Here is a 19,813-nt window from a genome sequence, read left to right on the forward strand (position 1 = left end):
GATCTCCTCCACCCGGATCTTATCCATTGCATCTCCCCGTATCGAGCCTTCCAGCCCGTCTGATTTCCATCTGTGTACGTCGAGCCATCAGGCGGGGGGAGGGGGTGGCGCAAGGTCATCGCCGATATGATCGTTTCAGGTCCTCGTCTGCCCACCACCCGGACCGCGTCGTATCAAAGGAAGGATAGACATGGCTGAACGGGGAGAAATGCGATGGAGGAATTGTTTTCGCTGGCTGGCCGGCGGGCGGTGGTGACGGGGGCGTCCAGGGGATTGGGGCGGGCCATCGCGCTGGGCCTGGCGCGTGCCGGTGCCGATCTGGTGCTGGCGGCACGTGATGGCGCCAAGCTGGCAGAAGTGGCATCGGAAGTCCGCGATCTCGGACGCAGCGCCGATATCATAACTTTCGAACTGGGCGACCTGCCGGGAGTGGAGGCGGCAGCGAAAGGGCTGGCCGCCGAACAGCGCCCCATCGATATCCTGGTCAATAACGGTGCCATCGCCGGCTGGGGCAGCCTGCCTGACAGCAGCCTGGAGGGCTGGCAGAACATGTTCGACGTCAATGTTGCGTCGATGTACCTGCTCTGTCGTGAATTGTCGGCCGGCATGGCGGCACGCGGCTGGGGCCGCATCATCAACTTCGCCTCCTATGTGGCGCAGACCGGCCGGCCCAACCTGTCCGCCTATACGGCCAGCAAGCATGCCGTGCTGGGCCTGACGCGGGCCGTGGCGGCGGAACTGGCACCACGCGGCGTCACCTGCAACGCCATTGCTCCCGGCTTTTTCGACACCGACATGGCAGCCCCCACGGTGGGCAACCCGGCGCGGGCGAAGATATTCCGCGACGCCATCGCCATGGGCAGATTCGGCAATCCGTCGGAAATCGTCGGTCCGGCCCTGTTCCTGGCGTCGGACGCCGCCTCCTACGTCACCGGTCACATGCTGCATGTGGATGGCGGTGTGGCTGGGGTCTTGTCGCTGCCGGTGGTGGTGCAGACCTGATTTTTGCTTGTCAGTGAAGGGTTTGCATGGTGCAAGCGATGGAGTTGGGGGGGGATCGGGGATCACGTATCTGATCCCTCCCGTCTAGGGACAGGCACCCGCTTCCCTTGTGGAAGGCTTCGATTTTAATGGGTGTCGGAGCGCATCGTTATCCATACAAAGGAATGAGGACAGGCCAATCCGCCGTCCCGGCTGTAGGGCCGAATTCATTCAGCGGGCGCTTAAAATAACAATGGATGAATGTAGGGGAGGATACTCATGAAGCTGCGCGGTTTGACCTTGGCGCTATTGGCGACTTCAACCCTGTGCGGCCCGCTGCCGGTCATGGCACAGGCGACATCCACCGAAGCGTCGCCGGCGAGCGGCCTGTTAGAAGAGATTATCGTCACGGCCCGCCGACGCGAGGAAGTGCTGAAGGATGTGCCCATCGCCGTCACGGCACTGTCGGGTGATGCATTGGAGAAAGTGGGCGTGGCGGATGTGCAGTCGCTGCAATATCAGACGCCGTCCCTGTCCATCACCACCGGGGCCAGCCAGCGCAACGTGGTCTCCTTTGCCATGCGTGGCCAGCGCGCCCAGGAAAGCCAGTTGTTCACGGACCCGCCCGTCGGCACCTATTTCGCCGAAGTGGTGCAGCCGCGTCCCTATGGTTTCGGCAATGCGCTTTATGATCTCCAGTCGGTGCAGGTGCTGAAGGGGGTCCAGGGCACATTGTTCGGCCGCAATATGACCGGTGGCGCGATCCTGGTGGAACCCCACCATCCGGTGCTGGAGGAGACGCAGGGTGAGATCAAGCTGTCGGCTGGCAATCGCGACATGCGTGAGGTCTATGGCATGGTCAATGCCCCGCTGGGCGAGAAGTTCGCGGTACGTGTGTCGGGCAAGGTGCGGCGCCGTGACGGCTGGTCGCAAGAGGTCACGACCGGCCGCGACTATGACAATCAGCATTATGACAGCGCCCGCATCTCCCTGCTGGCCAAGCCGTGGGAGGGGGTGGAGAACCTGACTGTGTTCGATCATTACACCAGCGACGAGCACGGCACGGCGGCCTTCCTGACCTCGATCGGTCTGCCATCGGCATTGTCCAACTATGAAGGGCTGCGCGCCGCGGGGCAGATCACCGACAATATCCCGGCACAGTTCGCCGCAGCCCAGCAGTTGTTCAAGAACAAGCGTTATTCCCTGGACATGGGTGCCGGCGAGGGTGGCAACCTTGACGCGTTCGGCCTGCCGTTCGAAAAGACCCGTAATAACGGTCTGGTCAACAAGACCACCATCGAACTGAACGATACGCTGACGTTGAAGAATATTTTCGGCTATCGGAACCAGGGCCGCAACGTCGTGCAGGATTACGACGGCATACCCGCCTTTCTGATCACACCGCGCCAGTTCGCCTATATCGAAAATATCAGTGAGGAGCTGCAGCTCCAGGGGGAAGCGGCCGACGGCGACTTTACCTATATCCTGGGCGGTTTCTATTTCAAGGAAAAGGGTATCGATGGGTCCTTCACCAACACCCTGCCGCAACTGACCTTCGCCGGCGCCCGCGTGCCGCAATCCACCTCCGCCGCGCTGTTCCAGGGATACAGCGCCGGCGAGGGCTACTCGACGACCTATGCGGGCTTTGCGGCCGGCACCTACAAGCTGACGCCAGACCTGACCGCGTCGGGCGGTATCCGGTACAATTACGACAAGCGGCAGATCACCGTATCACCGACCCGGCCCAACTTGCGCACCTGCGAGTTCGACCTGGACCTGCTGACCGCCGGGGTGCAGTCGGTACCCTACGACCAGTGCCATTTCAGCAGCCAGAAAAGCTTCGACGAGTTCACCTATGACGCAACGCTGCAATATCAACTCACCGGCGACGTGACCAGCTATGCCTCTTATCGCCATGGTTTCCGCGCCGGGGGCTATTCCACCCGCGCGCAGAACAATGCGGCCCTCAAACCTTTCCTGCCGGAAAAGGTGGATGAGTATGAGTTGGGCGTGAAGGCGGATACGTTCGTGGGCGACGGGCGCCTGACCACCAATCTGGCGCTGTTCCAGCAGAATGGCAGCAATGTTCAGAAGCAGCGGGCCAGCAGCCTGGACGTCAATGGGGATGGGGTTGCTGATACGGTGGTCACGGTCGTCGACAATACCGCCAAGCAGCGCAATCGGGGCGGCGAAATGGAATTCGGCTATACCACCGAGGCCTTCAGCCTGACGGGCTTTTATTCATATACCGACGTGGACATCCTGCGGGGGGCGTCTTCGCAGACCCTGCCCAACCGTACCGTCCTGCCGGAGTTCGAGCAGCGGGGCACGCCCAAGCACCAGTTCGGCCTGACGGGTGTGTTCAACCTGCCTGTCGAGGACCATCTGGGCTCCGCTTCCTTCACGGCAAACTACACCGTGCGCAGCAAGATCTATCTGGATGATTTTGAGATCCAGGGGCTGCAGCCGTCTTACAGTCTGGTCAATCTGCGGCTGGAATGGAACGACATCAACCGGTCCGGCATCAACGCGGCCTTGTTCGGCACCAATGTCTTCAACAAGGAATACCGCGTCGGCGTGCTGGGCCTGATCGCCGAGGGCCTGGGCTTCCAGTCCAGCGTCTATGGCGAACCGCGCATGTTTGGCGTGGAACTGGGCTACAAGTTCTGATCACCCGGCATGTTGAAGGCGGACGGAGAGACAACCCGTCCGCCTTTTTCTTGATGAGCATCCACCAGCAGGAACCAGACATGACCGCCAACCTCGCCAACCTGTCGCATCCCGATCGTCTGTTCATCGCTGGCCAATGGGTTCGGCCGCGTCCCGGCGGGGGCTGGATCGAACTGGTATCGCCTTCCACGGAAGCATCGCTGGGGGCCGTCGTGGCCGCCTCGCCGGCTGATGTCGACCGGGCGGTGGCGGCGGCCCGCCATGCCTTCGATCACGGTCCCTGGCCACGCATGACGGGTGGCGAGCGGGCGGCGGCCCTGCGCCGGGTGGCTGACAGTCTGGCGGCGCGGGCGCCCGATTTCGCCCAGGCGTGGACCTTGCAGGTGGGCATGCCCATCGCTCATTCCAGTATGTTCGCCCCCTATGCACGGGCCTATTTCGACTATTTCTGTGGATTGGCGGAAAATGTCGGGTTCGAGGAGTTGCGGACCCCGGGCCAAGGCGGAACCTGTGTTGTGGTGCGCGAGCCCGTGGGCGTGACCGTGGCCGTCGTGCCCTGGAACGCGCCGCTTGCGACTTTGCTGCTGAAGGTGGCTCCGGCACTGGCCGTAGGCTGTACAGTCATTGCCAAACCGTCGCCGGAAACGCCGCTGGAGGCATTGCTGCTTGCCGAATGTGTGGCGGAGGCCGGGCTGCCCGAAGGTGTATTTTCCGTCCTTCCTGCCGATCGGGAGGTGTCGGAATATCTGATCCGTAAACCGGAAGTGGACAAGGTCAGCTTCACCGGTTCCACCGCCGCTGGCCTGCATGTTGCCGCGATCTGTGCCGCGCGGTCGGCGCGGGTCACCACCGAATTGGGGGGTAAGTCAGCAGCCATTGTGCTGGAGGATGCCCCCATCGAAACCGTTGTGGCTGGCATCATGCCCAACCTGATCGGCTTGTGCGGACAGCAATGTGCCGCCTTCAGCCGTATTCTGGTGCCCCGCGCCCGCCAGGGGGAGATCGCGGAGGCCCTGGCCGCCGCCTTCCAGTCGGTTCAGGTCGGTGATCCGTTCGCGGCGGAAACGCAGATGGGGCCGCTGATCGCCAAACGACAGCTCGACCGCGTCTGTTCCTTCATCGACCGGGGCCGGGCGGAAGGGGCGCGGTTGATCAGCGGCGGCGGCCGCCCTGCGCATCTGTCGCGCGGCTGGTTCATCGAGCCGACCCTGTTCGCCGACGTCGACAATGCCATGACCATCGCGCGGGAAGAGATATTCGGCCCCGTCGGCAGCATCATTCCCTTCGATGATATCGAACAGGCCGTAACCATCGCCAATGACAGCCCCTATGGCCTGTCCGGGGGCGTTTTCACTGCGGACACCGATCGGGCCTATGCCATCGCACGGCGTATCCGGACAGGCAATTTCGGACAGAACGGCCGTGTCATCGACTTCACCTTGCCTTATGGCGGGTTCAAACAGTCCGGTATCGGCCGTGAAGGTGGCATCGAGGGGCTGCATGGTTTTACGGAAGTGAAATCGGTGTTCCTGCCGCACCCGCCGTCGCATCTGGGATCACGCGCATGAAGCCGGTCGACGGTTACGCCCCGGGCTATACGCCGCTGAAGGCCTGGTGGGCCGTGCTGGTGATCGTATTGTTCCAGATCGTCTCCCTGATCGACCGTACCGTCATCGCCGTGCTGATCCCGGAGATGCGGGCGGAACTGGGGTTGAACGATTTTCAGATCAGCCTGATCCAGGGCATGGCCTTTGCCCTGTTCTATGGCGCCATGGGTTTATTCATCGGGGGGCTGGTGGATCGCTGGTCGCGTAGGGGCATCATGTTCGCGGGTATCACCATCTGGTCGCTGGCGGCGGGAGCCACTGGCTTGGCGCGCGATTATGTCCAGTTGTTCGGTGCGCGGTTGCTGGTCGGGTTCGGTGAGGGGGCGATCTCACCGGCAGCGCAGTCGCTGCTGTCCGGCATCTTCCCCCGTCATCGCCTGTCCACCCCCATGTCCTGTTTCGTGGCGGCCGGCATCGCCGGCATCAGCCTATCCTTCGCCCTGGGCGGCTATCTGCTCGACCTGTTCACGGCACATCCGCTGGGCGGGTGGCTGGACGGGCTGGCGCCCTGGCGTCAGGTGCTCGTGGTCACCGGCCTGCCGGGCGTGGCCGTGGCGCTGCTGGCCTTCACCCTGCGCGAACCGGTCAGGGCCACGGTCAGCCGGCAGGAGGCCGGTTGGCGCGCGTTTTTCGGTTTCCTGCGTGGTCACGGGCGGTTGATGGGCGGTATCATGGGTGGCTATGGCTTGACGGCCATGGCCACGCAAGGCGCCATGATCTGGGCGCCGACATATGCCCGCCGTGTACTGGAATTGGGTCCGGCGGAAGTTGGCGGCATGATGGGGCTGGCCGTCGGGGTCGGCGGCATCCTGGGCGGGCTGTCCATGGGTCTGCTGGTCGACCGGATGTTCGCGCGCGGTCGGCGTGACATCGCACTCCGCCTCAGTTTCTGGATGCTGCTGCTGGTGCCGCCGGTCACCGCTGCCGGGTTCCTGTCAGGATCGGCGGATTGGATGTTTGCCGGCATCCTGTTGATGATGTTCACCATCGGCGCCTCCTTCGGGCCGGTGCTGGCAGCGGTGCAGATGATCGCACCCGACGCCATGAGGGGGCGGTTCGGTGCGCTGGCCGTGCTGATGGCCAATCTGGGCGGGCTGGCGCTGGGGCCGATGCTGATCGGTGCGCTGACCGATTATGTCTTCGCCGACCCGGCCCAGGTGGGGACGGCCATCGCCCTGTCCCTGCTGGGACTGGGGGCGGGGGCCGCGATGCTGATCGCCTGGGCTTTGCCGGCGTTCCGCCTGCGCATCGGTATGGCCTGATCAGAAATCCTTGAAGAACTCCGCAATCTCGCGCGTGAAGGCGACCGGTTCTTCCATGGCAGCGAAATGGCCGCCGGCCGCCATCTCCGTCCAGCGGGTGATATTGTAGCATCGTGCCGCCACCGACCGGGGCGGATAGGGCAGGAATTCCGCCGGGAACAGGGCGCAACCCGTGGGCACTTCCACGCGGGCGCCAGACCTGGGCTCGGTGAACATGCTGCGATAGATCCAGATCGACGATTGCACGGCGTCATTCACCAGATACAGCATCAGATTGGTCAGCAATTGATCCTTGCTGAACCGACCATCGATATCGCCCTTGGTGTCAGCCCAGCCGTGGAATTTCTCCATGATCCAGGATGCGAAGCCCAGTGGGCTGTCGGCCAGGGCCAGACCGATGGTCTGCGGCTTGGTCGCCTGTTCCATCATATAGGCGGATTGGGATTGTTGTACGGCCATCAGACGCTGACGCCAGACCAGCGTTTCCGGGTCGGTGTCGGCAGGGTCGGTCGGACCGAGGAACAGGTTCAGGTGGATGGAAGCCACCACATCCCCATGGTCGCGGCCCAGCCAGGTGGTCACCGCCGATCCCCAATCCCCCCCTTGCGCGCCAAAGCGCGGATAGCCCAAGACATCCACCATCAACCGGCGCCACAGGCCGGCGACATGGCGCGGCCCGACAATCCCGTCCGGGCGGCTGGAAAAGGCGAAGCCCGGCAGCGACGGGATGACGACATCAAATCCTAGTGCCGCCAGCGGCTCCGCCACCTGATCAAATTCGAAACAGGATCCTGGCCAGCCATGGGTAAGGATCAGCGGCAGGCGTGACCCGTCGCCGCGCAGATGGATGAAGTGGATATCGATCCCGTTGATGCAGGCCTTGAAATGCGGCAACCGGTTCAGGTGCCGTTCCGCCGCTCGCCAATCATAGGTATCCAGCCAGTACCGCCGTAACCCGGCCAGCCAGCCGGCGTCCGTACCATAGGCCCAGCCCTTGTCGTCGGCGGGCGCGTAACCGTCGCGCGACAGGAGCAACCGTGCCCGGATCAGGTCCAGGGTGGCGTCCGGGATGTCGATACGGAAGGGGCGCGGTGAAAGATCGGTCATGCTGCTGTTCCCTGGCCCCTGGTCAATGGGCTTGATTGCCCAGTCCCATATCCCCGCCCTTTTCGAACCGTGCCAGATATTCGACGATCCCGCGCGGCGGCGGCTTATGGGCAGGGTTGTAGAAGGGCGACAGCACGGCCAGCAGCGACGGCAGCATATGGCGGCGCGTATGGCGCGAAACCGCCTTCAGATTGTCCTGAGATTGTTTCAATTCCGCGGCTGACATGCGGGCGCGGTCGGTGGCGATCAGATAGGTGCGCACCGACCTGGAATAGGCCCCCAGATGCGCCACGGCGCAGATGAACCCATAGACGCGGTACAACCAGCCGTTCCAGAACCGCTGCCATCGTGTGCGGGCAAACAGGGTCATGAACAGACGATGGCAGATCTCGCGATGTTCGAACTCCTCCGCCATATGCCATTTCCACAGGGCCACGGCCTCTGCGTCGGCACCGGCCAGGAAATCGTCGGAATGTTCGAACCACAGGGCGGCGGCCGGCGGCCCCATGGATTCGAACCCCTCCGAATAGGCCAGATTGAATTTCAGGGACCGCTTGTCCAGAAACTCCACATAATCCTGTTTCAGCTTTTCTTCAAAATGGGCGATGCCGGGATAGCCCGCGGCACGGACGCGCCGGTTGAAGGCATTATGCTGCCGCAGATGCTGGGATTCTTGGGCGATGAACCAGTCGATCTGCTTATGCAGGTCCGCATGTTCCGCCGGCAGCGCGGCCTTGGCCCGATGCATCACCTTGATCAGGTAGGGTTCGACATATGTCGGAATGGTGGAGGCGGCATTGCGGTCATGGGCGAATTCACGGTTGGGCGCCCAGTCCGGTCGGATATTGGCATAGTCGATCTTGGGTGCACGGACTTGCATCGCGATTACTCCCCTTTGGCGATATCGATTATAGGGCGGACCGGCCACCGGACCGAGGGCAGGGGCATCGCAATCACAGGCGTGATGTTTCGATCAGATCACGCCGTCGGCCCGGAGTGCCTGCAGCGCCGCCGCATCCAGCCCCAGTTCGGCGGACAGCACGTCAAAGGTATGTTCGCCCAGCATCGGGGGGGCTTTGTACCGGTCGATCGGCGTTTCGGAGAAATTCAGCGGGCTGCGGATGACCGACAGGTCGGGCGCCAGCGGATGGTCAACGGGTACGGCCAGACCGCGATGGCGAACCTGCGGGTCGGCGAAGACCTGGCCGATATCGTTGATCGGGCCGCTGGGAATGCCGAACGTTTCCAGCCTGTCCAGCCATTCGGCGACAGTGCGGCGGCGGAAAATGGCGTCGAACGTATCGGTCAGGGCGTCGCGGTTCTCCACACGCAGGATATTGGTGCAGAACTGCGGGTGGTCGGCAAGGTCGGGGCGTTCCACCGCCCGGCACAGGCGTACATATTGCGTATCGTTACCGGCCGTCAGCATGATGGCGCCATCGGCACAGGGAAACAGGGTGGACGGCATGCCACCATTACCCTGCGTTCCTCGCCGCACCGGTACCTCACCGCTGGTCAGGTAGATCTGGGCATAGTGCGACAGGGCGGCGATGCCGCAATCCAGCAGCGCCACGTCTATTTGCTGACCCTGGCCGCCATTGGCGTCACGGCTGTACAGAGCCGCCAGGATGGCGTTGGACACGTTAAGGCCCGTCAATACGTCCACGATACTGGGGCCGACCTTCATGGGGCCGCCGCCCGGTTTGTGATCGGGCAAACCGGTCACGCTCATCAACCCGCACTGGCCCTGGAATACCGCGTCATAGCCGGGCTTGGCGGCATAGGGGCCCGTCTGTCCGTAGCCGGTGACGGAGCAGTAGATGACGCGCGGGTTCAGCGCCTTTACCGCTTCATAATCCAGGCCATAACGGGCCAGATCACCGACCTTGTAGTTTTCCAGTATGACATCGGCCTTGGCGGCCAGGGCGCGGACAATCTCCTGCCCCTTGGGATGGGCGATATTGACGGTCACGGAGCGCTTGTTGCGGTTGGCCGACAGATAGAAGGCGTTTTCCCTCGTAGGCTTGCCGTCCTTGCCGGACAGGTAGGGGGCGCCGAAGACACGGGCGTCGTCGCCATTGCCCGGCCGCTCGATCTTGATGACATCGGCGCCCAGGTCACCCAGCATCTGTCCCGCCAGGGGGCCGGCCAGCACGCGCGACAGGTCCAGTACCCGGATATTGTCCAAGGGCAGTTTCGCCATGGTTTCCGTTCCCCCGCTCACAGCCGTTCGAAGATGGCGGCCACGCCTTGTCCACCGCCGACGCACATGGTTTCCAGCCCGTAACGGGCCTTTCGCCGCTGCATCTCGTGCAGCATCGTCACCAGGATGCGCACGCCCGTGGCCCCGATCGGGTGACCCAGGGAGATACCCGAGCCATTGACGTTCAACCGCGACGGGTCGTCCCAGCCCCAGCCCTTCAGCACGGCCAGCACCTGCGCCGCGAACGCCTCGTTCAGTTCCACCAGATCCATGTCGTCCCATGACAGGCCGGTGCGGGCGAACAGCTTGGCGACAGCCGGCACGGGGCCGATGCCCATGATGGCGGGGTCGCAACCGGCAGAAGACCAGCCAACCAGCCGGGCTACGGGCGTCAGGCCCAGGGCAGCGACGCGATCCTCCGCCACCACCAGGCAGGCGGCGGCGGCATCATTCTGCTGTGCGGCATTGCCGGCAGTAACGGTGCCACCCTTGATGATGGGGCGCAGGGCGGACAGGCTTTCAACATTGGTATCGCCCCGCACGCCTTCATCCCGCTCGAACAGGTCGATGGCGCCCTTGCGTCCCGGCACGGGAACCGGGACAATTTCATCCGTGAACAGGCCCGTCTCCCAGGCCGCGGCGGCGCGGGCCTGGCTGCGGGCAGCATAGGCGTCGGCCGCCTCCCGGCTGATTCCGTCGCGCTTCGCCAGATTTTCCGCCGTTTCGATCAGTCCGGAAATGGGGCCGAACCGTTCTACCGGCTGCGACCGTTCGCGGCCCCGATCCAGCCGGTCGTAAAAGGCAACGGTCCCGGCGCGGGCACCCTTGCGCATGCTTGTGCTGTAATATTCAATGTTACTCATGCTTTCGACGCCACCGGCCAGCACGACATCGGCCGCCCCGGTCTCCACCATCATCACGGCACTGGCGATGGACAACAGGCCGCCACCGCAGCGCCTGTCCACCTGGATGCCTGCCACCTCCAGCGGCAGGCCGGCGGCCAGGGCCGCCCAGCGGCCGATGCAGGGCGCCTCGCTGTTGGCATAGGACTGGGCGAACACCACCTCGTCGATGGCGGCGGGATCGATGCCGGATCGGTCGACGACGGCCCTGACGATGTGGGCGGCCAGCGCCTCCGCCGGCACATCCTGCAACCGCCCCAGGAACTTGGCCACGGGCGTGCGCAGCGGGGTCGCGATGACGGCGCGTCTCATCTTCATGAAGTCCGGTGTCGTTGAAGGGCCCGGTCTGATTAGCGCATGGCCGGCTGGCCTGTTCAGCCCCCTGGCCCACATCATCACGTTTGCGATGGCTTTGGCCGGCCTCTTGTCCCGGCCGCGCGCTTGTCTTGATGTTCCGGGCGTTGATGGGAAGGGAGGGCCTTTGGTGGAACTGGAACCGTTGCTGCGCCCTTTTCGGCTGCGCGGGCTGGAATTGCCCAATCGGGTGGTGATGGCGCCCATGTCGCGTTACGCCTGTCCGGGAGGTGTGCCCGGCCCCGACGTCGCCGCCTACTACGCCCGCCGGGCAACCCATGGTGTCGGGCTGATCGTCACCGAAGGCGTGGCGATTGATCACCCGCTGGCGGTGGACCATCCGAATGCCCCGCGCCTGTTTGGCGCCGACGCGCTGACGGGCTGGTCCGGCGTCATCGACGCCGTTCGCCGGGCGGGCGGGCGCATCTGGCCCCAGCTCTGGCACCAGGGGCCGATGTGGAATGTGGAAAGTGCGCAGCCGGGGATGTTCGCGCCGTCCCTGCGTCCGTCGGGCATCTGGGGACCGGGGGACGGTACTATCTCCATCCCGCTGGCGGGGCGGGAAGCAGCCCTGCCGGCAACAGGGCCGGCCAGCGACAGCGACATCCAGGATGTCATCGACGCCTATGGCAAGGCGGCGGCCACCGCACGCCGGCTGGGTTTCGACGGCGTTGCGATCCACGGCGCGCATGGCTATCTGATCGATAGTTTCCTGTGGTCCTTCACCAACCAGCGGGATGATCGCTGGGGCGGGGATGCGGAACGGCGAGCGGCCTTCGGGGCGGCCGTGGTGCGCGCCGTGCGGGCCGCGGTGGGACCGGACCTGCCCATCTGTCTGCGCCTTTCGCAGTTCAAGATGCAGGATTACCGGGCCGTCCTGGCCGACAATCCGGATGACCTGGGCCGGCTGCTCAGGCCGCTGGCCGATGCCGGCGTGGACCTGTTTGATGGCAGCCAGCGCTATTTCGACACGCCGATCTTCGCCGGATCGCCCCTGAACCTGGCCGGCTGGATGCGCCGCCTGACCGGGCTTCCGGCCATGGCCGTGGGCGGTGTCGGGCTGGATAAGGCGCGAGGCCCTGCCCGTCATATCGATGATAGCCAGGGCGCCGCCAACAACCTTCCGCTTTTGCTGGACCGGATGCGGGCCGGGGAGTTCGACCTGATCGCTGTCGGCCGGTCTCTGCTGAACGATCCACGCTGGTTCGAACGGGCGCGCCACGGTGAACCGTTTCTGCCCTTCGATCCCGCCAATCTGCAAAGGCTGATTTGATGACATCCATCCTCGAACAAAGGCTCGACCGGGTGGAATCCCACCTGGCTATCCAGCAATTGCCCGTGCGTTACGCCCTGGCCGTGGATGGTCGGGATATCGACGCCTGGATGGGCCTGTTCGTGCCCGATGTCGATTGCGGCCGGCACGGGAGGGGCCGCGATGTCCTGAAATCCATCATCACGCCGGCCCTGCGCAGCTTCTATCGCTCCGTCCACCTGATCTGCGGACACAAAGTGGATTTCACCGACGCCAACCATGCCACAGGTGCCGTCTATTGCCGGGCGGAACATGAGGAGGCGGGCCGCTGGATCACCATGGCCATCATCTATTTCGATGAATATGCCCGTGTCGAAGGGGAATGGCTTTTTGTCCGGCGTCGGGAAAAGCACTGGTATTGCACGGATTGGGCTGACCGGCCGAGCCCCCCTTTCAACGACTGGCCGGGGCGTGATCTGCCGCCGCGCCTGCCGGGGGATTTCCCCGGCTGGATCGATTTCTGGCGCGGGGTGGATGTGACGGGCCTGACCGACCTGCCATTGGAAGGAGCAAAGAAATGACCCTTGCACAGCGTTTCGCAGGCCGTTCCGTCCTGGTGACGGGTGGTGCTTCCGGCATCGGCCGGGCCACGGCGCTGGCCCTGGCCCGGGAAGGGGCACTGGTGACCATCGGTGACCTGGACGGTGAAGGTGGCCAGACTGTGGTGGCGGAGATCAACGCCCTGGGCGGCAAGGCCCTGTTCCAGCGCGCCGATGCAACGGTCGAGGGTGACATTGCCGCCCTGGTTGCGGCGGCGGTGGCGACACACGGCCCGCTGGCCCACGCTTTCAACAATGTCGGCCTGTCGCGCCATGGCGGGATGGAGGATATGTCGCGGCAGGATTGGGACTGGACCCTGGCCGTATCACTGACATCGGTTTTCCTGTCGATGAAGCATGAACTGCCGGTGATGGCGGCGCGCGGTGGCGGGTCCATCGTCAATACCGCGTCCATGTCGGGAAAGATCGTTACGCCGGTGGCCTCGCCTGCCTATTGCGCGGCCAAGGCCGGGGTGGTTCACCTGAGCGCCTATGCGGCCCACAGCCACGCCGCCAAGGGCATCCGCGTCAACAGTGTATCGCCGGGGCTGGTCGCGACGCCCATCGTTGCCCTCATGCTGACACCGGAACAGCAGGTGGCCGTGGCGTCGGGATCGCAACTGATCGGCCGGGCCGTGACGCCGGACGAGGTCGCGGCCACTGTCCTTTTCCTGCTGAGCGACGATGCCGCCATGATCACCGGGACAGATACGGAGGTCTGCGGCGGACGGCGCCAGGGGTGAAGGATCAGAAGCATGATCCATTCGACTTCCGGTGGCGCCATCGCTGGCGGCCCCCGGATCGGCCTTTCTATGATGCGGGTCAGACATAGAGGCAACCGATCCCCGAGACCATGACGACATCATTCCAAGCCGGTGCCGAAATCCCGGATGACATCCAGGACGCCATCCGCCGCCTGATCCGCTGGGCCGGCGACGATCCCGACCGCGAAGGTCTGCTCGACACCCCGCGCCGGGTCGCCAAGGCCTGGAAGGAATATTGCCGGGGCTATGGCGACGATCCGGCTTTCCATCTGTCGCGGATCTTCCATGAAGTCGGCGGCTATGACGAGATCGTGCTGCTGAAGGATATCCCGTTCCAGTCGCACTGCGAACACCACATGGCGCCCATCACGGGCAGGGCCCACATCGCCTATCTGCCTGACAAGCATGTCGTCGGCATTTCCAAACTGGCGCGCGTGCTGCACGCCTTTGCCCGGCGGCTGCAGGTGCAGGAAAGGCTGACGGCGGAGGTGGCGGACTGTATCTGGGAAAACCTGAAGCCGCTCGGCGTGGCCGTGGTGATCGAGGCGACCCATGGCTGCATGACTTCACGCGGGGTCAATACACCGGGTGTCGCCATGAAGACCAGCCGCATGATGGGCGTGTTCCGCGATGACGAGAAAAGCCGCAAGGAAGTGCTGGCCCTGATGGGGGGCTAGGCAGCCATCACATTCCTGATGAGGTTTGCCGGCGGGCTTTACCGCGCAACGACGCGGACCATCATCAGCAGCGGCCAAGGAGAGGTAAAGATGCAGGATTGGAATGCGCTGTCCGATGAGGCGTTCCGCGCCGCGGCCCGCCAGTTCATCGAAACCCATTGCCCCGCCCATATCAGGCGCGGCGAGGAGCATGTGCGCTGGGAACAGTCGCAGGGCTGGTACAAGGCCATGGCCGCGCATGGCTGGCTGGCCCCCGGCTGGCCGGTGGAACATGGCGGCATGGGGCTGAAACAGGCCAAGCACCTGATCTATCTGGAGGAATGGGCGCGCGCCGGCATTTCGCGCGTCATGGAGCAGGGCGTGCTGAATGTCGGCCCTGTGCTGCTGGCCCATGGCACACCGGAACAGGTGGCGCATTATCTGCCCAGGATCGTTTCGGCCGAACACCTCTGGTGCCAGGGATTTTCCGAACCGGGGGCCGGGTCGGACCTGGCGGCGCTGCGCACCGAGGCGCGGATCGACGGTGATGAATTCATTATCAACGGGCACAAGATCTGGACCTCCGGCGCCGTCGATGCCAACCACATCTTTGTCCTGGCGCGCACCGACAAGAATGTGCGCAAACAGGCGGGCATCAGCTTCATCCTGGTGGATATGCGCCAGCCGGGCGTGACGGTGAAGCCCATCGTTACCATCAATGGCGACGCCGAATTCGCCGAGGTGTTTCTCGATGATGTGCGCGCGCCGGTGGCCAATCTGGTTGGCGGCCTGAACAATGGCTGGAAGGTGGCCCAGTCCCTGCTGGGGTTTGAGCGGGTCTGGGCCGGTTCCCCCCATATGGGTCGGCAGGCGATGGACCGCCTGGTGCGGGTCGCGCGTCTGGCCGGACGGGATCGCGATCCGGTCACGCTGGACCGCATCGCGCAGTTGCAGATTGATCTGGCCGACAATGCCGAGATGTATGAACGTCTGGCCCAGGAAATCCGCGCCGGCCATTCCTTCGGGTTCGAGGTGTCGACCCTGAAGATCGTGGCCACGGAAACCTATGCCCGGATCACGGAATTGACCCAGGAGATCGCCGCCGAGCGCGGTGGTCTGGGGGGCGAGGTGCCGTTTGATGAGGGGACGGCCGATTTGCTGCGCGATTACCTGACCGCGCGGGCCCCCATGATCTATGGCGGCACTGTGCAGATTCATCGCAACATCCTGGCCAAGCGTGTGCTTGGCCTGCCGGGTTGAGGACATGATGGACCCGATTTCCACCGATGACAGCATGATCGCCGAACTGCGGGACGGTGCGCAGCGTCTGGTTGCCGATTATACGGACCATGGGCGCACCCGTCGGATGCGACGGACCTTGCCGGGTCATGATCTGGAACTGGCGGCTACTTTTGCCGAACTGGGCTGGTTTGGAGTGCTGGTGCCCGAGGCCGATGGCGGCATCGGCCTGGGTCTGGCCGAAATGGCCACCTTGGTGCGGGAGCTGGAAAAGGGCCTGATCGCTGAACCGCTGCTGGCCCAGGCGGTGCTGGCTGCACGCGTGCTGGTCCATGCACCTGCCGGTCCGGCGCGGTCGCGGCTGCTGGCCGGGCTGGCTGCGGGTGAAATTCGCCCCGCCCTGGCCCTGGATTTCGATGATGCGCTGCCCACCGTGACCGCGACGGACGAGGGGGAGGGGTTCCGCCTGTCCGGCACAGCCTTGTCCGTGGCGGGTGCGGCGGGGGCCACCCATCTTCTGGTGCCGGCGCAGTTGGACAAAGGCTATGGCCTGTTCCTGCTGCCGGCGGATGCGCCGGGTATCACCCTGTCCTGGCTGTGGCGCGCGGATGACAGCCCCTTGGGCCAATTGACGCTGACCGGCGTGACCGTCCCGGATGAGGTGCTGCTGGCCCCGCCCATGGCGGCCGAGGCCGCGATCAGCCGGGCCCTGGATGAAACCCGCGTGGTGGCGGCGGGCGCGCTGCTGGGCCTGACCGAGCATATGCTGGCCATGACTCTCGAATATATGGGTATCCGCCGGCAATATGATCAGTTGATCGGCAGTTTCCAGGCGTTGCAGCACAAGGCCGTCGATCTTTACATCGAAAAGGAACGGGCCGTGGCCGCCCTGGGCTTTGGCCTGTCGCGGGCCATCGATCCCACGACCCTGCCGCTGGCGGCCCTGCGCGCCAAGGGCCGTTGTTCGGAGGCCGCCAGCCGTATCGCCCGCGAAGCCATCCAGTTGCATGGTGCCATCGGCTTTACCGAGGAACATGATCTGGGCCTGTATGTAAAGCGGGCCTTGACCCTGTCGGCCTGGCTGGGCAATGCCGGGGAACAGCGGCGACGGTTCGTGTCCATGGGACTGGCCTTGGCCTGACGCGCGGGGTGGTGAAATGAGTGACGGGATCGATCTGACCGAACTGCGCCAGGGTTTCCGGGAGGTTCTGTCTGCGGAGGCCGGGCCGGAGCGGGTGCGTCGGCATGTGCATGAAGGTGGTGCCTTCGACCGCGATCTGGCCGGAACGATCGCGGGTCTGGGGTGGAGCGCGCTGGGCGTCGCCGAAGCCGATGGCGGCCTCGGCCTTGGACTGCCGGCCCTGGCCGTCCTGTATGAGGAGTTGGGGCGCGGGCCGGCTTGCCTGCCACTGATGACGACCTTGCTGGTTATCGACGCACTGAAAGACGCGCCTGACTCGGTTCGGGGGCGATGGCTGCCCCCGCTAATGTCGGGTGATCTCTTCGCCGCATTGGCACTGGATGTGGGTCTGTCGGCTGGGGAGCGTGTCACGGGACGGGCCGTGCATGTTCTGCACGGGGATGCGGCGGGCCTGTTCCTGTTGTCCGCCACGGACGGGCGCCATCTGCTGGTTCCGCGTGAGGCAGCGGGCTTGACAGTCTTGCCAACGGCCCTGGTTGATCGCACGCGGGGGGCGGCCAGTCTGGACCTGTCAGACACGCCGGTCCTGCCGGTTCCGGTCGATGGCGCTGCCCTGCGCCGGCACACGGCCCTGGCGCTGGCCTGCGACAGCGTCGGCGGGGCGGACGCCATCCTGGAAAAGACCGTTGAATATCTCAAGATCCGCACCCAGTTCGGGCAGCCGATCGGCGGGTTCCAGGCGCTGAAGCACCGCACCGCCAATCACAAGCTGCGGCTGGAATCGGCGCGTGCCCTGGTCGATCTGGCGGTGCGGGGCGATGGTGACGGGCAACGGGTCCTGGCCCTTGCCCATCTGGCACGCGCCCATGCGGTGGAAGCCTATGTCACCATTGCCGACGATGCCGTGCAATTGCATGGCGGCATTGGCTTCACCTGGGAACATGAGTGCCACCATTACCTGAAGCGCGCCTGGTTGAATCGGGCGTTGTTCGGGGGCGAGGACGTGGCGCTGGACGCCGCTGCCGCCCTGTTGACGGAGGACGTCGCATGACGACCCATCCCATGCCGCTTGACCATCTACATGACGAGGCCGCGTTCCGGGCCGCGCTGCGGCAATGGCTGAGCGCTGTGCTGCCGGGCGACTGGAAGGGCAAACTGGTCGCGGCACCGGAAGCGGATTATGTCACCTTCCAGCATTGGTGGTTCGATCAATTGCGCCGGGTTGGTCTGGCGACCCCGCATTGGCCGCGCGCCTGGGGCGGGGAGGAACTGTCGCTGCGCAACGCCGTGATCCTGAACGAGGAACTGGCCCGCGCCGATGCCCCGCGCCCGGACATGTTCACCATTTCCCTGTTCCACCTGCCGGCGACCCTGTTCGCCCATGGCACGGCGGAACAGCGCGACCGCTATCTGACCGGCGTGCGTGATCATGGGGAGGTCTGGTGCCAAGGTTTCTCCGAACCGGGGGCGGGGTCCGATCTGGCGTCCCTGCGCACCAAGGCGGAGAAGCGGGAAACGCCCGATGGCCGCACCGTCTATGTGGTCAATGGCCAGAAGGTCTGGTCCTCCTATGGCATGTATGCCCGCTATTGCCTGCTGCTGGCCCGCACCAACCCGCAGGCGCCCAAAAAGCAGGCCGGGATTTCCTATTTTATCCTGGATATGGACAGTCCCGGTGTCACCCGCCGGCCGATCCCGCAGATCAATGGTGGGGCGGAATTCTGCGAGCTGTTCCTGGATGACGTGGAAATCCCGGCGGAAAACCTGATCGGGGCCGAGAATGACGGCTGGCGTATCGCCCAGTCCACCCTGTCGGCCGAACGCGGCCTGATCATCGTGGATCTGGCCGCCCGGCTGCAATTCGGGATGGACATGGTTCTGGCCGATGCTGGTGCGGGCAAGGTTGCCTGGTGGCCGGATATCGCGCATCGCCGCGCCTATATGCGGCTCTATGCCCGGCTTCTGGCCGTGCGCGCCATCATCGACCGTATGATGGCGGAGGTGATCGCCGACCCGCATATGGGCAATTCGCCCCTGCCCAGCTATGTGAAGCTGCTCTATTCCGAACTGCTGCACGACCATTGGGCCTTCATGTTGGCAAGGGGCGGGATGGAGGCGCAGGTGGCGATGCCCAGGATGACGGGCGACAGCAACCAGACCACCGACAGTTACGATGCTTATCTCTGGTCCTATGCCTGGACCATTTCCGGCGGCACCAACGAGGTGCTGAAGAACGTCCTGGCCGAACGCGTGCTGGGTCTGCCGCGCTGAGGCGGAAATCCAACAGGGGAGGGGACTTATGGCTCAATTGAAGGGCAAGGTGGCCATCGTCACCGGCGGCGGCCAGGGTGTCGGGCTGGGCATCGCCACCGCGCTGGCCGGCGCCGGGGCGTCGCTGGTTATCACCGGTCGCGACGCCGCCAAGCTGGAAGCGGCGGCGGTTGGGCTTCGTGCCTTGGGTGGTGCGGTCGAATGTGTGACGGCCGATGTCCGCCGCCGTGCCGATGCGCAACGGGTGGTCGCCAGCACCATCGCCCGGTTCGACCGGCTGGATGTGCTGGTCAATAATGCCCAAAGCTCCCATCCCGGCCAGAAGCTGGAGGAGATCGACGACGAGACCATCGCCCTGACATTGGAGAGCGGCCCCGTCGGCACGCTCTATCATATGCAGGCGGCCTTCCCCCACCTGAAGGAACGTGGCGGGTCGATCATCAATCTGGGCTCGCGCGAGGGTATTCACGGGGGACCCGGCTTCGGCATCTATGCCGCCGCCAAGGAGGGGGTGCGGGCCCTGTCGCGCGTGGCGGCCCGTGAATGGGGCCAATATGGCATCCGGGTTAATGTCATTTGCCCGGCTGCCCTCAGCCCCATCGCCGTCAAGTATCTGGAGGAACATCCGCAAGAGGCGGACATGTACCGCAAGGAAATCGCGCTGGGCCGCTTCGGCGATCCGGCTTCCGATATCGGGCCGGTCGCCGTTTTCCTGGCTGGCGATGACAGCCGCTATGTCACGGGCCAGACCATCAACGCTGATGGCGGTTTGATGATGCTGTGAAGAATTGGGACGGTGGGCACA

Annotated in this window: 17 protein-coding genes; 13 read left to right on the forward strand and 4 right to left on the reverse strand. The window is 64.5% G+C overall.

Going from position 1 to position 19,813, the window contains the following annotated elements; genetic code table 11:
* The first annotated feature begins 213 nt into the window (after positions 1 to 213).
* The 4 genes from KBA48_RS00005 (at position 214) to KBA48_RS00020 (ending at position 6,520) form a co-directional block, all read left to right on the forward strand.
* Positions 214 to 1,002, forward strand: coding sequence for an SDR family oxidoreductase (locus tag KBA48_RS00005; RefSeq protein WP_292902480.1), 789 nt, complete (start codon positions 214 to 216; stop codon positions 1,000 to 1,002).
* Between the two features lie 258 nt (positions 1,003 to 1,260).
* Complete coding sequence (locus KBA48_RS00010; protein ID WP_292902482.1) at positions 1,261 to 3,651, forward strand: TonB-dependent receptor; 2,391 nt, start codon at positions 1,261 to 1,263, stop codon at positions 3,649 to 3,651.
* 80 nt (positions 3,652 to 3,731) lie between these two features.
* Entirely contained in the window at positions 3,732 to 5,219 is a 1,488-nt protein-coding gene (locus KBA48_RS00015) for an aldehyde dehydrogenase (RefSeq protein WP_292902484.1), read from the forward strand.
* Positions 5,216 to 6,520, forward strand: coding sequence for an MFS transporter (locus KBA48_RS00020; RefSeq protein ID WP_292902486.1), 1,305 nt, complete (start codon positions 5,216 to 5,218; stop codon positions 6,518 to 6,520). The genes KBA48_RS00015 and KBA48_RS00020 overlap by 4 nt, the downstream gene beginning before the upstream one ends.
* On the opposite strand, the gene KBA48_RS00025 is transcribed toward KBA48_RS00020, so the two are convergent.
* From KBA48_RS00025 to KBA48_RS00040, 4 genes are all read right to left on the reverse strand, one after another.
* Positions 6,521 to 7,627 (reverse strand): epoxide hydrolase family protein, encoded by a 1,107-nt coding sequence (locus KBA48_RS00025; protein ID WP_292902488.1) that lies wholly within the window; start codon positions 7,625 to 7,627, stop codon positions 6,521 to 6,523.
* 22 nt (positions 7,628 to 7,649) lie between these two features.
* The gene (locus tag KBA48_RS00030) at positions 7,650 to 8,507 is read right to left on the reverse strand and encodes a metal-dependent hydrolase (protein ID WP_292902490.1); all 858 of its coding nucleotides are present in this window, start codon (positions 8,505 to 8,507) and stop codon (positions 7,650 to 7,652) included.
* Between the two features lie 93 nt (positions 8,508 to 8,600).
* The gene (locus tag KBA48_RS00035) at positions 8,601 to 9,830 is read right to left on the reverse strand and encodes a CaiB/BaiF CoA-transferase family protein (RefSeq protein WP_292902492.1); all 1,230 of its coding nucleotides are present in this window, start codon (positions 9,828 to 9,830) and stop codon (positions 8,601 to 8,603) included.
* Positions 9,831 to 9,847: 17 nt separating this feature from the next.
* A complete protein-coding gene (locus tag KBA48_RS00040) occupies positions 9,848 to 11,044 on the reverse strand; it encodes an acetyl-CoA C-acetyltransferase (protein ID WP_292902494.1) in 1,197 nt (398 codons plus the stop codon).
* Positions 11,045 to 11,216: 172 nt separating this feature from the next.
* Between KBA48_RS00040 and KBA48_RS00045 the strand changes: the two genes are divergently transcribed.
* The 9 genes from KBA48_RS00045 (at position 11,217) to KBA48_RS00085 (ending at position 19,792) form a co-directional block, all read left to right on the forward strand.
* A complete protein-coding gene (locus KBA48_RS00045) occupies positions 11,217 to 12,359 on the forward strand; it encodes a 12-oxophytodienoate reductase (protein ID WP_292902495.1) in 1,143 nt (380 codons plus the stop codon).
* Positions 12,359 to 12,919, forward strand: coding sequence for a nuclear transport factor 2 family protein (locus KBA48_RS00050; protein ID WP_292902496.1), 561 nt, complete (start codon positions 12,359 to 12,361; stop codon positions 12,917 to 12,919). The genes KBA48_RS00045 and KBA48_RS00050 overlap by 1 nt, the downstream gene beginning before the upstream one ends.
* Positions 12,916 to 13,680: an SDR family NAD(P)-dependent oxidoreductase gene (locus KBA48_RS00055; RefSeq protein WP_292902497.1), complete on the forward strand. Its 765-nt coding sequence runs from the start codon at positions 12,916 to 12,918 to the stop codon at positions 13,678 to 13,680. The genes KBA48_RS00050 and KBA48_RS00055 overlap by 4 nt, the downstream gene beginning before the upstream one ends.
* Before the next feature lie 110 nt (positions 13,681 to 13,790).
* Positions 13,791 to 14,378 carry a GTP cyclohydrolase I FolE gene (gene folE / locus KBA48_RS00060; protein WP_292902499.1) on the forward strand — a complete coding sequence of 196 codons (588 nt, stop codon included), beginning with the start codon at positions 13,791 to 13,793 and terminating at the stop codon, positions 14,376 to 14,378.
* 90 nt (positions 14,379 to 14,468) lie between these two features.
* Positions 14,469 to 15,617 carry an acyl-CoA dehydrogenase family protein gene (locus KBA48_RS00065; RefSeq protein WP_292902501.1) on the forward strand — a complete coding sequence of 383 codons (1,149 nt, stop codon included), beginning with the start codon at positions 14,469 to 14,471 and terminating at the stop codon, positions 15,615 to 15,617.
* 4 nt (positions 15,618 to 15,621) lie between these two features.
* Entirely contained in the window at positions 15,622 to 16,737 is a 1,116-nt protein-coding gene (locus tag KBA48_RS00070; RefSeq protein WP_292902503.1) for an acyl-CoA dehydrogenase family protein, read from the forward strand.
* A gap of 16 nt (positions 16,738 to 16,753) precedes the next feature.
* Complete coding sequence (locus KBA48_RS00075) at positions 16,754 to 17,788, forward strand: acyl-CoA dehydrogenase family protein (RefSeq protein ID WP_292902505.1); 1,035 nt, start codon at positions 16,754 to 16,756, stop codon at positions 17,786 to 17,788.
* The gene (locus KBA48_RS00080) at positions 17,785 to 19,008 is read left to right on the forward strand and encodes an acyl-CoA dehydrogenase family protein (RefSeq protein WP_292902507.1); all 1,224 of its coding nucleotides are present in this window, start codon (positions 17,785 to 17,787) and stop codon (positions 19,006 to 19,008) included. Before KBA48_RS00075 ends, KBA48_RS00080 begins: the two co-directional genes overlap by 4 nt.
* Before the next feature lie 28 nt (positions 19,009 to 19,036).
* Positions 19,037 to 19,792, forward strand: coding sequence for an SDR family NAD(P)-dependent oxidoreductase (locus tag KBA48_RS00085; protein WP_292902509.1), 756 nt, complete (start codon positions 19,037 to 19,039; stop codon positions 19,790 to 19,792).
* The last annotated feature ends 21 nt before the right edge of the window (positions 19,793 to 19,813 follow it).

The organism is Niveispirillum sp., from assembly GCF_017996735.1.
Classification (GTDB): Bacteria; Pseudomonadota; Alphaproteobacteria; order Azospirillales; family Azospirillaceae; genus Niveispirillum.

Excerpts from the sequence above, each read along its gene's own strand:
- KBA48_RS00075 (WP_292902505.1), top strand. The coding sequence starts at position 16,754 with ATGAGTGACGGGATCGATCTGACCGAACTGCGCCAGGGTTTCCGGGAG.
- KBA48_RS00070 (WP_292902503.1), top strand. The coding sequence starts at position 15,622 with ATGATGGACCCGATTTCCACCGATGACAGCATGATCGCCGAACTGCGG.
- KBA48_RS00040 (WP_292902494.1), bottom strand. The coding sequence starts at position 11,044 with ATGAGACGCGCCGTCATCGCGACCCCGCTGCGCACGCCCGTGGCCAAG.
- KBA48_RS00025 (WP_292902488.1), bottom strand. The coding sequence starts at position 7,627 with ATGACCGATCTTTCACCGCGCCCCTTCCGTATCGACATCCCGGACGCC.
- KBA48_RS00005 (WP_292902480.1), top strand. The coding sequence starts at position 214 with ATGGAGGAATTGTTTTCGCTGGCTGGCCGGCGGGCGGTGGTGACGGGG.
- folE (WP_292902499.1), top strand. The coding sequence starts at position 13,791 with ATGACGACATCATTCCAAGCCGGTGCCGAAATCCCGGATGACATCCAG.
- KBA48_RS00010 (WP_292902482.1), top strand. The coding sequence starts at position 1,261 with ATGAAGCTGCGCGGTTTGACCTTGGCGCTATTGGCGACTTCAACCCTG.
- KBA48_RS00035 (WP_292902492.1), bottom strand. The coding sequence starts at position 9,830 with ATGGCGAAACTGCCCTTGGACAATATCCGGGTACTGGACCTGTCGCGC.
- KBA48_RS00050 (WP_292902496.1), top strand. The coding sequence starts at position 12,359 with ATGACATCCATCCTCGAACAAAGGCTCGACCGGGTGGAATCCCACCTG.
- KBA48_RS00065 (WP_292902501.1), top strand. The coding sequence starts at position 14,469 with ATGCAGGATTGGAATGCGCTGTCCGATGAGGCGTTCCGCGCCGCGGCC.
- KBA48_RS00080 (WP_292902507.1), top strand. The coding sequence starts at position 17,785 with ATGACGACCCATCCCATGCCGCTTGACCATCTACATGACGAGGCCGCG.
- KBA48_RS00055 (WP_292902497.1), top strand. The coding sequence starts at position 12,916 with ATGACCCTTGCACAGCGTTTCGCAGGCCGTTCCGTCCTGGTGACGGGT.
- KBA48_RS00030 (WP_292902490.1), bottom strand. The coding sequence starts at position 8,507 with ATGCAAGTCCGTGCACCCAAGATCGACTATGCCAATATCCGACCGGAC.
- KBA48_RS00085 (WP_292902509.1), top strand. The coding sequence starts at position 19,037 with ATGGCTCAATTGAAGGGCAAGGTGGCCATCGTCACCGGCGGCGGCCAG.
- KBA48_RS00020 (WP_292902486.1), top strand. The coding sequence starts at position 5,216 with ATGAAGCCGGTCGACGGTTACGCCCCGGGCTATACGCCGCTGAAGGCC.
- KBA48_RS00015 (WP_292902484.1), top strand. The coding sequence starts at position 3,732 with ATGACCGCCAACCTCGCCAACCTGTCGCATCCCGATCGTCTGTTCATC.